This window comes from Mycolicibacterium sp. HS_4_1 (assembly GCF_054515875.1).
Window position 1 is genome coordinate 3,826,641 of the sequence record NZ_CM137261.1, and the last position, 14,449, is coordinate 3,841,089.

Genomic DNA, 14,449 nt, shown 5'->3' on the forward strand with positions numbered 1-14,449 from the left:
AAGGAGTCTCAGATGGGTGTACCGGTCTACAAACGCATTCTCGATCTGTTCGAGGCCGAAGGCGTCAACACCTTGTTCGGCATCCCGGATCCCAACTTTGTGCATATGTTCACCGAGGCCGCGGCCCGCGGCTGGTCCGTCGTGGCGCCGCACCACGAACTGAGCGCCGGCTTCATGGCCGAGGCCGCCTCGCGGATGACAGGGAAGCCGGGTCTGTGCATCGGCACGCTCGGACCGGGCGTCGCAAACATCGCCGGCGCGATGATGTGCGCACTGGTGGAGAACTCACCGGTGATCTTCCTCGGCGGCCAGCGGGCCCGCATCACCGAGCGCCGGGTGCGCCGCGGACGCATCCAATTCATTCAGCAGGAAGGACTTTTCGCGCCGTCGGTGAAGTACAGCAGCTCCATCGAGTACGCCGATCAGACCGACGAGATCATCCACGAGGCAATCCGCCGGGCGATGTCCGGCACCCCGGGCCCGGCCTACGTCGAGTTCCCGTCCCACGTGATCCTCGACGAACTCGATGTGGCAGAGGCACCGAGCCCCGCGACCTATCGGCTCGTCAACCAGGGCGCGGGCGCCCGTGAGGTCACCGAAGCCGCGAAGCTCATCCGGGACGCCAAGAGCCCGATCCTGCTGGTCGGTCACGGCGTGCACACGTCACGCACCCAGCAGGAGGTCAAAGAGCTCGCCGAGCTGATGAACTGCCCCGTCATCCAGACCTCCGGCGGCACGTCCTTCATCCCCGGCATGCAGGACCGGACGTTCCCCTACCTGTTCTCGCCGGCTGCGAACCAGGCCGTAGAGGAATCCGACCTGTGCGTCGCGCTGGGCACCGAGCTGGGTGAACCCATGCACTACGGCCGGACCCAGCACTGGGCGGCGGGCAACGCGAACCGCAAATGGGTCTACGCCGAGCAGGATCCGGCCGCCATCGGGGTCAATCGATCGTTCGACGTAGCGCTCGTCGGCGACCTGCGCGGCGTCGTCCCCCAGCTCGTCGAGGCACTGCGCGACACCCCACGCGCTCCGTCGGCCAACCTCGACGCCTTGGTCACGGCCGACGCCGCCGAACTCGCCCAACTCGCAGAGACCACGCCTTCGGGACGGGCGCCGATCCACCCGGCGCGGTATGTCGTCGAAGCCACCATGGCGTTCAACGAACTCGAGGACGGCATCATGGTGCGCGACGGTGGCGCGACCGTGATCTTCCAGTGGACCTATTCCCAGTCCAAGCCGCGCGACGTCATCTGGAATCAGAACTTCGGCCACCTGGGCACAGGCCTGCCCTATGCAGTCGGCGCGTCGATCGCCGAAGGCCGCAAACGCCCGGTCATGCTGTTGACCAGTGACTCGGCGTTCCTGTTTCACATCGCAGAGCTGGAAACCGCTGCGCGCGAGGGCGTGCCGCTGGTATGTGTGGTGGGTGTCGACCACCAGTGGGGCCTGGAGGTCGGGGTCTACAAGCGAACTTTCGAACAGCCGTCACCCCAGCCCGGCGTGCACTGGAGCAAAGAAGTCCGGATGGACAAGATCGCCGAGGGCTTCGGCTGCCACGGCGAGTACGTTGAGAAGGACGACGAGATCGGGCCGGCCATCGCGCGGGCCTACGCCAGCGGAAAGGTCGGAGTGGTGCACGTGTGCATCGACCCGAAGGCGAACTCTGAGGAGATGCCCAAGTACGACCGATTCCGCACCTGGTACGCCGAGGGCACACAGTGAATTCGCCAAGGGCACACGATAAAGGAGAGGCAATGCGCGAGTATCTGCAGTTCTACATCGACGGGCACTGGGTCGACCCGGTCGAGTTGAACCCGCTCGACGTCGAGAATCCCAGCACGGAAGACGTCGCCGGCCGCATCGCCTTGGGCTCGGCGACCGACGTGGACAAGGCGGTCGTGGCCGCGCGCCGTGCGTTCGGCTCGTGGTCGCAGACCAGCCGCGAGGAACGCCTCGATGTGCTGCAGGCGATCAGCGCCGAATACCTCAGGCGCCAAGGCGATCTCGCCGAGGCTGTGAGTGAGGAGATCGGCGCCCCGCCCGCGCTTGCGGTCGGCGCCCAGGTACAGCTCGGCATCGGACATCTCATGACCGCGATCGAGGTGCTCAAGAATTTCGAGTTCTCGCGCAGGCTCGGCAACACACTGGTGTCCAGCGAGCCGATCGGCGTCTGTGGGCTGATCACTCCGTGGAACTGGCCGCTCAACCAGATTGCCGTCAAGGTGTTCCCGGCCTTGGCGACCGGCTGCACCGTGGTGCTCAAACCCTCTGAGGTCGCCCCGTTCTCGGCGCAGATCTTCACCGAGGTCATCGAGGCTGCCGGCGTGCCCGCTGGGGTGTACAACTTGATCTTCGGCGACGGAGCCGGTGTGGGAGCAGCAATCTCGAGCCATCCGGGCATCGACATGGTGTCGTTCACGGGCTCGACGCGCGCCGGTATCGAAGTCGCCAAATCCGCGGCCCCGAGCGTCAAACGGGTCAGCCAGGAGCTCGGTGGCAAGAGCCCCAACATCGTGCTGGACGACGAGGCCTTCGCCACCAGCGTGGCCGCCGGAGTCTCGGCCATGATGCCGAACTCGGGTCAGAGCTGCAATGCACCGTCACGCATGCTGGTGCCGAACTCCCGGATGGCAGAGGCGGTTTCGATCGCGGCAGAGACCATCGAGGGCGTACGGGTAGCGGATATCGACAACCCGAAAGCCATCGGGCCGGTCGCCTCGCGCGCGCAATTCGAGCGCATCCAGGGCCTGATCGCCAAGGGCATCGCCGGCGGCGCGAATTTGGTCGCCGGAGGCGAGGGACGTCCAGCCGGAGTGGACCGCGGGTTCTACGTCCGGCCAACGGTATTCGCCGATGTCACCAACGACATGACGATCGCCCGCGAGGAGATCTTCGGGCCGGTGCTGTGCATGCTGGGATACGACGACATCGACGATGCGGTCGACATCGCCAATGACACGGAATACGGTCTGGCCGGCTACGTTTCGGGAGCCGACATCGAAGCCGCGCGTGCGGTGGCCGGCAGGATCCGGGCCGGCTGGATCTCGATCAACCACGCCTTCGACATGAATGCGCCCTTCGGCGGCTACAAGCACAGTGGCAACGGGCGCGAATGGGGCGAAGCCGGTTTCCATGAGTACCTGGAGACCAAGAGCGTCCTCGGCCACGGGTAGCACCCCGGTAACAATGGAACCCCGGCCGGCTGAACACAGTTCAGCCGGCCGCGGTTTCGCGTACCGCAAACCGGATCCACCACCGCGCAACTGATCTCCGTACGACGCACCGACGAAAATGGCGACGCCGGCAGTAACGCCAGCGTCGCCACATCGCCATGAAGTCCGCTCGGACTTCGCCGGGGTTACACGGAAACGAGCCGGGCGAGGTTGCCGCCCATGATCTTCGCCTGATCGTCGACCGGCAGGTGCTGCAGCGCCGTCACGTAGTGCGTCGGCTCGGCCAGGCCCTCGGGGTGCGGCCAGTCGGAGCCATAGAGCACCTGGTCCACGCCCACGAGGTTGATCAAGTCGTCGATGCCCTCCTCATAGAAGGGGCTGACGTGGATGCGGTTCTTGATCTCCTCCATCGGATTACCGAGGAAGGCCTCGGGCGCCTTCTTGTAGACCTCGGCCATCTGATCGAGCAGCGGGAACATCCATTTCGACCCGGCCTCGACGATGCCGACCTTCAGCTTGGGGTGCCGGAACAGCGCACCGTGGATCACCCACGAGGCCACGGCATCCTGGATCGGACGCCATTCGTTGAGGATCGCCATCGCGTTGGTCTGAAACGGCAGCATCTCCTGCGCCGCGCCGTCCCATTCCGAGGTGTAGCGGGAGTAGCCGCTGTCGGACGAGTGCATCCCGATGAAGACGTCGTACTCGACACACTTCTGCCAGAACGGATCGAACTCGGGCAGTGCGAACGAGCGCGGCCCACGGAATCCGGGCACCGGCGCCGGGCGGACGAGGATGGCGCGGGCACCTCGCTTGACGCACCACTCCAGCTCTTCGATGGCCTTCTCCACGATGGGCAGCGTGATCACCGGGGTGGTGAAGATGCGGTTCTTGTAGTTGAAACCCCACACCTCGTCCAGCCATTGGTTCAGCGAGTGGATGAGAACGTGGATGGCGACCGGATCGTCGCGCAGCCGTTCCTCGATCAGGCTGGCCAGCGTCGGGAACATCAACGTGCGATCGAGGCCCAGCTGGTCCATGAGCTCGAGCCGCGGAGCGGGCTCGAAGAATGCCGGGATGGCCTTCATGGGCTCGCCGAAGAGCTCACGCCGAGTCTTGCCCTCCGGGTTGCCGTACTTGAAGTACTCCTCCCAGGCACCCGGCCGCGCCACCACCGAGAACGTGGGGTTCGGGATGTAGTTGCTGATCTGGCCCCGGATCGCGATCTTGGTGCGGCCGTTGACCTCGACGTACTGGACGACGTCCTGATACTCCTTCGGCAGGTACTTGGTCAGCGCCTCCGGTGGCTCGTAGAGGTGGTTGTCCGCGTCGAACAGCGGAAACGGAATATCGACCCGATGCGACAGTTGTCCCATGAAATTCTCCTTCGCGAATCATGAGAATCTTATTCTCATATGGCGCGAACACGCAATCACCTACGCCCGGTTGCTGATCGGGGGCTAGTTCTCGGTGACCGGATCGAGCTTGCGCAGGTGGCGATCGAAGTACGCGAGGATCTCGTCGTGACCGACGGAGACCCCGAGCGCGGCCTCCATGGTCAACAGCTGCGACATCCCGACGATCAGGGAGATCGCCACGATCGGGGGCAACTCGTCGGCGTCGATGCCGTATTTCGCCAGAACCGAACCGACCAGCTCGGCCTGCCCTTCCAGGAACTGCTGCGCGGCACCGGCGATCTCGGATCCGAGCTCTTTGCGATGGTTGGCCAGCGCCGCGTACTCCATGATCAGCGCGGTGTCGCGGTTCTCGATAAGGAAGGTCCACAGCGCCCGCAGCGGGTTCGGAGCCAGCAGGATCATCGACTGCGCCGCCAGGCCCTGCTCGGTTCTGCGCCGGAAAGCGGCCAGGAACAGATCGTCCATGGTGCGGAAGTAGTAGTGGACCAGTTGCGGCTTGAGACCCGCCCGTTCGGCGACCCGCCGCGACGTCACCGCGGCGTAACCCTCGTCGAGCATCAACGCCTCGGCGGCGTCGAGTAGGGCCCCGCGGTTCTTCGCCTCGGGTCCGCCGATCCTTCGCTCCGATGCCATGCCGTCACAGTCCGTTCTCGATCGCCGCCGCGCCGATCGTAATTGTCCACATCCCGCCGTGTGACCTTGACCACGCCACAACCCAGATGCTAAGCAAGTGCCCAGCACTTTGGTTGCAATTCGATGCCTGGAGGCCAGCCCACACATGACGAACTTCGACGAGGTCGACTACTACACCGACCAGTCACTGGTGCCCGACCCGCACCCGTACTTCGACCATCTGCGCAACAAGTGCCCGGTGACCAGGGAGAAGCACTACGGCGTGGTGGCGGTGACCGGCTGGGAAGAGGCCAACGCGGTCTACAAGGACGCCGACTCGTTCTCCGCATGTGTCGCAGTGACCGGGCCCTTCACCCCGCTGCCGTTCACCCCCGAGGGCGATGACATCTGCGCCCAACTCACCGAGAACCGCACCGCCATCCCGATGTTCGAGCACATGATCACGATGGATCCGCCCGAGCACACCCGCGCCCGCTCGCTGCTGTCCCGGCTGCTGACGCCCAAGCGTCTCAAGGAGAACGAAGACTTCATGTGGCGGCTCGCCGACCGCCACATCGACGAGTTCATCGCCGACGGCAAATGCGAGTTCTTGGCCTCCTACGCGCGGCCGTTCTCCTTGCTCGTCGTCGCCGACCTGCTGGGCGTCCCCGAGGAGGACCACGAGGAGTTCCGCCAGGCGTTCGGCGCCGAGCGCCCCGGCACTCGCGTCGGCGCACTCGACCACGAACCCCTTGCATCGAACCCCCTGGAATGGGCCGACGAGAAAGTCGGCCAGTATCTCGAAGACCGCCGCAGCCACCCCCGCGACGACGTGCTGACCTCGCTGGCCACGGCCAAGTACGAAGACGGGTCGACACCCGAGATCAGCGACGTCGTCAAGACCGCGACGTTCCTCTTCGGCGCCGGTCAGGAAACGACGGCCAAGCTGCTGACCGCTGCGATGCGCTTCCTCGGCGAGCAGCCCGAGCTACAGAAGCGACTACGCGAGGACCGCAGCCGCATCCCGAACTTCGTCGAAGAATGCTTGCGCATGGAAAGCCCGGTCAAGACGTTGCACCGGTTGGTCCGCAAGACGACCACGGTCGGCGACCTCGACACCCCGGCCGGCACCGTCGTCATGATCAGTCCCGGCGCGGTCAACCGTGATCCACGGCGGTTCGACCAGCCCCACGAATTCCAGTTGGACCGCAAGAATGTTCGCGAGCACCTGGCCTTCAGCCGGGGCGTGCACTCCTGCCCGGGGGCTCCACTGGCCCGCGTCGAAGGCCGCGTGTCGTTGGAGCGGATCCTGGACCGCCTGGGCGACATCCAGCTCGACGAGGCCGCCCACGGCCCCGAAGGCAACCGGCACTACAACTACGAGCCGACCTTCGTGCTGCGCGGCGTCACCGACCTGAGCATCAACTTCACCCCGCTGGCAGCCAAGGCCTGAGCCTGCGAGAAATGCAGATGTCCCCCAAAACTGGTGTTTTGGGGGACATCTGCGCCTTACGACGACCGCTACGTGACCGCGCCGGCCGACTTCAGTTCGATGATCCGGTCCCAGTCCAGCCCGAGCTCCAGCAGGATCTCCTCGGTCTGCTCGGCGAAACCGGGCGCCGGGCCCGTCTGTGGCGGAGCGACGTCGAATTGCACGGGGTTGGCGACCAATTCGAGTTCTCCCGCCTGCACCAGGTAATCATTGGCCCGAACCTGGGCGTCCTGGGCAGCCTGCAGCGTGTCCTGGACCGGCGCCCACGGACCGGAGAGCGTGGTGAACCGCTCGCGCCACTCCGCCAGCGTCTTGGTCGCCATCGCCTTGCCCAGAATCTCCACGGCCACTGCGGTATTGGTCGCGATGTCCTGCGCCGTCGCGAACCGCGGATCGTCGATGTACTCGTCCAGTTCCATGTGCCGGCACACGTCGGCCCAGAATTTGGTCGGCTGCATCATGACCAGCGAGATGATCCGCCCGTCCGACGTTTCATAAAGGCCGACAAGAGGATTGATGGGCGAACCGTGCACGCCAGGGGCCGGCGCCTCCATCAGCTTGCCGAGGTGGGACGTCAGCGCGACAGTGTGCCCCATGGACCACAGGCCGCTGCCCAGCAGCGAAACGTCGACGATCGACGGTGCGCCGGTGCGCTCCCGTTTGAACAGCGCCGCGGCGATGCCCCCGGCCAGGTTGGTGCCCGAAATGGTGTCGCCGTAGGCCGGGCCCGGTGGCGCGATCATGCCGGGCATGCCTGGCGGCGTGATGGTCGCGGCGGTGCCGGCCCGGCACCAGAACGCGGTCATGTCGTAGCCGCCCTTTTCGGACTCCGCACCGCGCGGGCCCAGTGCGCTGCCGCGCGCATAGATGATCCCCGGGTTGACCGCCCGGATGTCGTCGACATCGATGGCGAACTTCTTGCGGTGACCGGGCAGAAAACTGGTCAGGAAGACGTCGGCACGACGCGCCAGCTCCAGCAGAACCTCGCGCCCCTCGGTGACCGCCATGTCGAGCCCGATGCTCCGTTTGCCGCGGTTGGCGTGCTCGATGTTGGGGTTCGGGTCGCCCTCGACGCGCAGCGTCCCGGTCTGCCGGAGGCCGCGCTGCGGATCACCGGTCACGGCGTGCTCGACTTTGATCACGTCGGCACCCCATTCGCCGAGCACCGCACCGCCCGACGGCACGAACCCGTACATCGCGACCTCCAGCACGCGGACACCATCCAAGGGCCCCATCCGACCTCCTCTGTTTGGAAACATCATTCTTCAATATCGGTAATCCTACTCGCATACCACGAACTTTCCGACAGCCAATCGGCGATCCGGCCGACGACCAACAGACCGCCGGCCAGGTGAAAATGGACTATCGATGCAGGTGGGACTCGTTGTCAGCGGTTCTATTGCGGGACAGCGAAGTTGGAGAGTATCGTTCTCAAAATCGGAAGGGAGATTTCTTTCAGTGATCTACAACGGTGCCCTGTCGTGAAGAATGCCGTCGTTACCGGAGGTGGGTCCGGCATTGGTCGCGCCATCGTGGCGCGGCTGCGCGCCGATGGCCTGAACGTCGCGACCCTCGACCTCAATCCGTCAGACGACGAGTTCGGCTTCACCGCCGACGTCACCGACCGTGCTCAGGTCGATGCCGCGCTCGACGGCATCCGCGAGAAACTCGGACCGGTCACCGTGCTGGTGAACTCTGCCGGACTGGAGAAGTTCAAGCGATTCACCGACCTCGAATTCGCGGACTGGCAGCGAGTGATCGATGTCAACCTCAACGGCGTCTTCCACTGCATCCAGGCGGTACTGCCGGACATGCTGGAAGCGGGCTGGGGCCGCATCGTCAACATCTCGTCTTCGAGCACCCACTCCGGGCAGCCCTACATGTCGCCTTACGTCGCCGCGAAGTCGGCCGTCAACGGCCTCACCAAATCGCTGGCGCTGGAGTACGGGCCCGCCGGCATCACCGTGAACGCCGTGCCACCGGGCTTCATCGACACGCCCATGCTGCGCAAGTCCGAAGAACGCGGGTATCTGAAGGTCCAGCAGAGCATCGATGCGACCCCCGTGCGCCGCATCGGCCGCCCCGAGGACATCGCCGCCGCGTGCGCGTTCTTGATCTCTGATGAGGCCGGTTACATCACGGGACAGATTCTGGGCGTCAACGGCGGACGAAACACTTAGCGAGGGAAGGCTTTTCAATGACTTCAGCGGGACGGGTAGCGGGCAAGGTCGCCTTCATCACCGGTGCGGCGCGCGGCCAGGGCCGCAGCCATGCGGTCCGACTGGCCGAAGAGGGCGCTGACATCATCGCCGTCGATCTGTGCGAGGACATCGAGTCCATCGGATACCCGATGGCCACGCCCGAGGACCTCGATGAGACCAGGAACCTGGTGGAGAAAACCGGCCAGCGCATCGTCACTGCGCACGCCGACGTCCGCGAGGTGACGCAGCTGCGGACGGCCCTCGAAGCAGGGCTGTCCGAGTTCGGCACGGTCGACATCGTCCTCGCACAGGCCGGTATCGCCGGCATGAAAAGTGATGTCCCCCTTCAAGCCTGGATCGACACGATCAATACCAACCTGATCGGCACCATCAACGCGATCCAGGTATGCCTGCCCCACCTCAAGGAGGGTGCCGCCATCGTCGCGACGGGTTCGACGGCCGCCCTGATGGACGCCCACCTGAAGATGAACCCGGGCAACGACATCGGCGGTTTCGCCTATATGACGTCGAAGCGCCTGCTCTCCCAATATGCTCATGATCTCGCCACCGAGCTCTCCCCGCGCGGCATCCGCCTGAACGTGGTGCACCCCACCAACGTCAACACCGCGATGCTGCAGAGCCCGCCGATGTACAAGTCGTTCCGGCCCGACCTGCCGAACCCGACGCGCGAAGACGCCGAGCCGGCCTTCGGCATCCAGCAGGCCATGAAGATCAACTTCGTGGAACCGGAGGACATCAGCAACGCCATCCTGTGGCTGGTCTCCGACGAGGCCCGGTACATCACCGGTACCCAGTTGCGGGTCGACGCCGGCGGTTACCTCAAGTGGTACGACTACCACGTCTGATCGGGAGTGACAGTGAAGGTTTGGGTTGACGGGCAACGCTGCCAGGGCCACACGCTGTGCGCGATGATCGCGCCGGATGCGTTCGTGCTCAATGACATCGACGGCACGTCGTCACCGGTTGACGAGGTCGTGGCGCCGGGGCTCGAGAACGCGGTCCGCGAGGCCGCGCACTCCTGCCCCGAGCAGGCCATCACGATCGAAGACTAGCGAGAAGCCAGACCGCGCATGAGAACAGCAGGGAGACAGGCACTTTGAGCGTCCAGGACGAGCGCAAGAAGGACACCTTCCACTTCGACCGGCACACCCCGGAGTACCGGCTGCAGTTCGAGCAGATCACCGAGGAGATGCAGGCACAGTGCCCGGTGGCCTGGACCGACACCTACAACGGTCACTGGGTGGCGGCCGACAGCAAGCACGTCTTCGAGTTGGCACGCTGTCCCGTCGTGTCCAATCACCACGACGTCAGCGGCGAGACACCGTTCCAGGGCATCACCATTCCAAAAGCCAGCCGCGCCAGCGTCGTTCGGGGTGGCATCCTCGAGATGGACGAGCCCGAACACAGCACCTACCGCGGCGCGCTGAACCCGTACCTCTCTCCTGCCGCCATCAAGCGCTGGGAGCCGTTCGTCGACGAGATCACCCGCGCCGCGCTGGACGAACACATCGAGTCGGGCCGCATCGACTTCGTCGAGCATCTCGCCAACGTGGTGCCCGCGGTGTTCACGCTGGCGATGATGGGTATCGAACTGCAGAAGTGGAACGTCTACAGCGAGCCCACACACGCGTCGGTGTACACGCCCGAGCACGCGCCCGAACGCGAGAAGATCAACGAGCAGCACCGCGAGATGGGCATCGACATCATCAACAACATGATGGAGATCCGGCAGAACCCGCGGCCCGGCCTGGTCAACGCGATGCTGCAGTTGCGGATCGACGGCGAGCCGGCCCCCGACCTGGAAATCCTGGGGAACCTGGGCCTGATCATCGGTGGCGGCTTCGACACCACGACCGCGCTCACCGCGCACGCGCTGGAATGGCTCGGCGAACACCCGGACGAGCGTGAGCGACTCAGCCGCGAGCGCGCGACTCTGCTCAATCCCGCCACCGAGGAATTCCTCCGCTTCTTCACGCCCGCTCCGGGCGACGGCCGCACGTTCTCCGACGATGTCGAGGTCGAAGGCCAGCAGTTCAAGCGCTACGAGCGGCTGTGGCTGTCGTGGGCGATGGCGAACCGCGATCCAGCGGTGTTCGATCGGCCGAACGAGCTGATCATGGATCGAAAGGGCAACCGGCACTTCAGCTTCGGCATCGGTGTGCACCGCTGCGTCGGATCAAACGTGGCGCGCACGGTGTTCAAGTCCATGTTGACGGCGGTGCTGGACCGGATGCCCGACTATGTGTGTGAACCCGAGGGCACTGTGCACTACGACAGTATCGGCGTCATCCAGGGCATGCGGAATCTGCCGGCTCACTTCACCCCGGGCAAGCGCCTGGGCCCGGGCCTCGACGAGACGCTGGAGAAGTTGCAGCGCATCTGCAACGAGCAGGAACTGGCCCGGCCCATCACCGAGCGCAAGGAAGCTGCCGTCATCTAGATCTGTCGTCCAGGTCCGTCATCTAGGTTGGGATTTGACCCTCACGCGACGTGAGGCACCAGCCTTATCGATGTGACGCAGGAGATGCCGGTGGACGGACTCACCGTGGGCGAAGTCGCGCAGCGCTTCGGCATCACGGTCCGGACCCTTCACCACTATGACGACATCGGGTTGTTGACCCCCAGCCGGCGAACCGCCTCGGGCTACCGGGTGTACACCTCGGCGGACCTGACGCGCTTGTCCCACATCATCGTCTACCGCAGGCTCGAGTTCCCTCTCGACGAGATCGCGAGCCTGCTCGATGAGGGCAACGAGGTCGGCCACCTGATTCGTCAGCGCGAACGCGTCATGTCCCAACTCGATGAGATGAAATCTCTTGTCGAGGCCATCGATCAGGCTTTGGAGAAGGCAATGACGAACACCCCGATGACCGACGACGACATGCGCGAACTCTTCGGTGACAGCTTCGACGACTATCAGGCGGAGGCCGAGCAGAAGTGGGGTGAGACGCAGGAGTGGAAGGAATCACAGCGCCGGGCCAAGTCCTACGGCAAGGAAGACTGGATGCTGATCAAAGCCGAGGGGGAAGCCGTCGAGAAGGCGCTGTCCGACGCCTTCCGCGCGGGCCTTCCGGCCGACTCTCGGGAGGCGATGGACGCGGCAGAGCAGCACCGACTCCACGTGAATCGGTGGTTCTACGACTGCCCGCCGGCTTTCCACCGGAACCTCGGCGACATGTATGTCAGCGATCCCAGGTACGTCGCGATTTATGACGAATCGTTCGGGCTCCCAGGCCTTGCGGCCTACTGCCGTGCGGCGATCCACGCGAACGCGGACCGAACCGGCCACTGACCGGTTCGGCCGGGAGTCAGCGTGGTCGCGGCAGCCCCAGCACGTGCTGGGCGATGATGTTGCGCTGAATCTCGGAGGTGCCGCCGGCGATGGTGCCGCCGAAACTGCGGGCATAGCGCTCGAACCAGCTGACGAAGTAATGGTCGAGGTTCATGTGCTCGTAGCGGCCCGACGTCGAGGGATGGTTGAGACCCTCGATTCCCGCTGCCGACAACGCATTCTCGAGCGCGGTGCGTTCCGCCTCCGAGCCGAGGAGCTTGAGCACCGACACCGACTGGGTATCCATCTCGCCGCGGGAGGCCCGGGCCAGCGCCGCCGAACCCATGGCACGCAAGGCGTGGTAATCCATGATGGTCGTGGCGTACTGGTCGCGTTCGAGTGCGGTGCGCGGGCGGAAGTCCGCGATCATGTTGGCGATCCGGTCGGCGAAACCCAGCCACATCATGGTGCGCTCGTGGCCGAGCGAACCGTTGGCCACGCCCCAGCCGCCATTGAGTGGACCGACCAAGTTCTCCGAGGGAACCCTTGCGTCCGTGAAGAAGACCTCGTTGAAATCCAGGTTCTCCTGGCTGCACAGGTCCGCGAACGGCCGGCACACCACACCCGGGGTATCGGTCGGGATGATGAGGACGCTGATGCCCTTGTGCTTCGGGGCATCCGGGTCAGTCCGGACGAACGTCAGTAGGAAGTCGGCGTCGTGTGCGCCGGAGGTCCACACCTTCTGTCCGTTGACGACGAAGTGGTCGCCGTCGAGCACTGCGCGGGTGCGCAACGATGCCAGATCCGATCCGGCGCTCGGCTCGCTCATGCCGAGCGAGGCGGTCTTCTCACCGCGCAGGACCGGCACCGCCCAGCGGTGCTTCTGCTCCTCGCTGCCGAACGTAAGCAGCGACGCCGCAATGATATTCACGCCCTGGGGGTTGAAGCTGTGGTAAATCCGGCGCCGGCACAGCTCGTCGAGGTGGACGAACTGCTGCACCACCGTGGCATTGCGGCCGCCGAACTCCGGCGGCTGGGCGGGCAGCAGCCAGCCATTCTCGAACAGCAGCCGCTGCCAGTCACGTGCCCACTGCGGCATGTGCGACACCGATCGAGGCCGCTCCAAAGTCTCTGACTCCGTGGGCAGGTGCTCGTCCAGAAAAGCCGAGAATTCGCCGCGGAAGGCCTCGACGTCGGCGTCATACGAGAGTTGCACGGTACTCCTCTGCGATCATTGCGCGGTGTTCTGCGGCGCCGCCGAGCATCAGCTCGCCGGCCTTGGCGCGCTTGAGCGCGAACTGCAGATCGTTCTCCCACGTGAATCCCATGGCGCCGAACGATTGCAGACCTTGCCGGAACACCAGGGCCTGGCACTCCCCCGCCGAGGCCTTGGCCATCGCCGAGGCCAGGCGCCGGCGCGGGTCGTCGGCACTGATGGTCAGCGCCGCGAAATACGCCAGCGCCCGGGCTCTTTCGATGGCCACATGCATGTCGGCCGCCTTGTGCTGCATCGCCTGGAACGACCCGATGGGGACGCCGAACTGCTGGCGTTCCTTGATGTGCTCCAGCACCAGATCAAGGATGCGCTGGCACGCGCCCACCATGTGCACCGCCATCCCGGTCAGCGCGACATGGCGGCCGCGCTCGATATCGGTCCCGAGGCGCGCGGAGTCCGGCACCTGCACACCGTCGAACGACAGGTCGGCGACATGCAACGCGGGGTCGAACACCCGGTCTCGCCGCACGCTCACCGTTGACGCATCGACAAGGAAGACGCCGGCACGAGTCGCCACGGCCAGCCGCTCGGCGCGGTCGCCGTCCAGCACGTAGCGCGCGGTGCCGTCCAGCGCCCATCCTCGGCCCTCGCGGCGCGCCGAGACGCCGCTGTAGACAGCGGCGCCGGCTTCTTGCGGGTCGAAGCGTTCCCCGGCCAACGGCGCGAATTGGGTCATCGTGGCCAGGAACGGCGTGGGGTCGGTAGCTCGCCCGAGCTCCTCGAGCACGATCGCCAACTCGACCGCGTTCTCGGGGTCGGCCATTTCGGTCCAGCCCGCATCCACCCATGTTCCCCAGAGCGGAGCCGGGTCGGCGTCGTACTCGGCGATGGCCCGGATCAATGTCGGTGGGCACTGCTTGGTTACGGCATCCCGGACGGTCTCCTGCCATAACCGCTGATCAGCGTCGAACTCCAAAAGCATGCGGCGCCTCCTACGGCTAAATTCGGTCGCGAAAGTGAGAATAGCATTCTCTTTTGAGGT

The 14,449-nt window shown here is 65.1% G+C and carries 13 protein-coding genes; 8 read left to right on the plus strand and 5 right to left on the minus strand.

The window, feature by feature from the left end; all coding sequences use genetic code 11:
* The first annotated feature begins 12 nt into the window (after window positions 1-12).
* Both ACX12F_RS18350 and ACX12F_RS18355 read left to right on the plus strand, forming a co-directional pair.
* Window positions 13-1,725, plus strand: coding sequence for a thiamine pyrophosphate-binding protein (locus tag ACX12F_RS18350; RefSeq protein WP_459365923.1), 1,713 nt, complete (start codon window positions 13-15; stop codon window positions 1,723-1,725).
* 32 nt (window positions 1,726-1,757) lie between these two features.
* Window positions 1,758-3,176 (plus strand): aldehyde dehydrogenase family protein, encoded by a 1,419-nt coding sequence (locus ACX12F_RS18355; RefSeq protein ID WP_459365924.1) that lies wholly within the window; start codon window positions 1,758-1,760, stop codon window positions 3,174-3,176.
* A 185-nt stretch (window positions 3,177-3,361) separates the two neighbouring features.
* On the opposite strand, the gene ACX12F_RS18360 is transcribed toward ACX12F_RS18355, so the two are convergent.
* The gene (locus ACX12F_RS18360; protein WP_459365925.1) at window positions 3,362-4,552 is read right to left on the minus strand and encodes an amidohydrolase family protein; all 1,191 of its coding nucleotides are present in this window, start codon (window positions 4,550-4,552) and stop codon (window positions 3,362-3,364) included.
* Between the two features lie 84 nt (window positions 4,553-4,636).
* On the minus strand, window positions 4,637-5,227 hold the full coding sequence (locus ACX12F_RS18365; protein ID WP_459365926.1) for a TetR/AcrR family transcriptional regulator: 591 nt from the start codon (window positions 5,225-5,227) through the stop codon (window positions 4,637-4,639).
* 145 nt (window positions 5,228-5,372) lie between these two features.
* Between ACX12F_RS18365 and ACX12F_RS18370 the strand changes: the two genes are divergently transcribed.
* A complete protein-coding gene (locus tag ACX12F_RS18370) occupies window positions 5,373-6,659 on the plus strand; it encodes a cytochrome P450 (RefSeq protein WP_459365927.1) in 1,287 nt (428 codons plus the stop codon).
* 68 nt (window positions 6,660-6,727) lie between these two features.
* Here ACX12F_RS18370 and ACX12F_RS18375 read toward each other — a convergent pair whose 3' ends face one another.
* Window positions 6,728-7,933, minus strand: a complete 1,206-nt coding sequence (locus ACX12F_RS18375; protein ID WP_459365928.1) for a CaiB/BaiF CoA transferase family protein — start codon at window positions 7,931-7,933, stop codon at window positions 6,728-6,730.
* A 246-nt stretch (window positions 7,934-8,179) separates the two neighbouring features.
* On the opposite strand from ACX12F_RS18375, the gene ACX12F_RS18380 reads away from it, so the two are divergent.
* The 5 genes from ACX12F_RS18380 (at window position 8,180) to ACX12F_RS18400 (ending at window position 12,212) form a co-directional block, all read left to right on the plus strand.
* Window positions 8,180-8,878 carry an SDR family NAD(P)-dependent oxidoreductase gene (locus ACX12F_RS18380; protein WP_459365929.1) on the plus strand — a complete coding sequence of 233 codons (699 nt, stop codon included), beginning with the start codon at window positions 8,180-8,182 and terminating at the stop codon, window positions 8,876-8,878.
* Between the two features lie 17 nt (window positions 8,879-8,895).
* Window positions 8,896-9,765 carry a mycofactocin-coupled SDR family oxidoreductase gene (locus ACX12F_RS18385; RefSeq protein ID WP_459365930.1) on the plus strand — a complete coding sequence of 290 codons (870 nt, stop codon included), beginning with the start codon at window positions 8,896-8,898 and terminating at the stop codon, window positions 9,763-9,765.
* A gap of 12 nt (window positions 9,766-9,777) precedes the next feature.
* Window positions 9,778-9,972: a ferredoxin gene (locus ACX12F_RS18390; RefSeq protein ID WP_459365931.1), complete on the plus strand. Its 195-nt coding sequence runs from the start codon at window positions 9,778-9,780 to the stop codon at window positions 9,970-9,972.
* Between the two features lie 44 nt (window positions 9,973-10,016).
* Window positions 10,017-11,360, plus strand: coding sequence for a cytochrome P450 (locus ACX12F_RS18395; RefSeq protein ID WP_459365932.1), 1,344 nt, complete (start codon window positions 10,017-10,019; stop codon window positions 11,358-11,360).
* Window positions 11,361-11,450: 90 nt separating this feature from the next.
* Complete coding sequence (locus ACX12F_RS18400; RefSeq protein ID WP_459370422.1) at window positions 11,451-12,212, plus strand: MerR family transcriptional regulator; 762 nt, start codon at window positions 11,451-11,453, stop codon at window positions 12,210-12,212.
* A 16-nt stretch (window positions 12,213-12,228) separates the two neighbouring features.
* Here ACX12F_RS18400 and ACX12F_RS18405 read toward each other — a convergent pair whose 3' ends face one another.
* Window positions 12,229-13,407, minus strand: a complete 1,179-nt coding sequence (locus tag ACX12F_RS18405) for an acyl-CoA dehydrogenase family protein (RefSeq protein WP_459365933.1) — start codon at window positions 13,405-13,407, stop codon at window positions 12,229-12,231.
* On the minus strand, window positions 13,391-14,389 hold the full coding sequence (locus ACX12F_RS18410; protein ID WP_459365934.1) for an acyl-CoA dehydrogenase family protein: 999 nt from the start codon (window positions 14,387-14,389) through the stop codon (window positions 13,391-13,393). Before ACX12F_RS18410 ends, ACX12F_RS18405 begins: the two co-directional genes overlap by 17 nt.
* Between the last annotated feature and the right edge of the window lie 60 nt (window positions 14,390-14,449).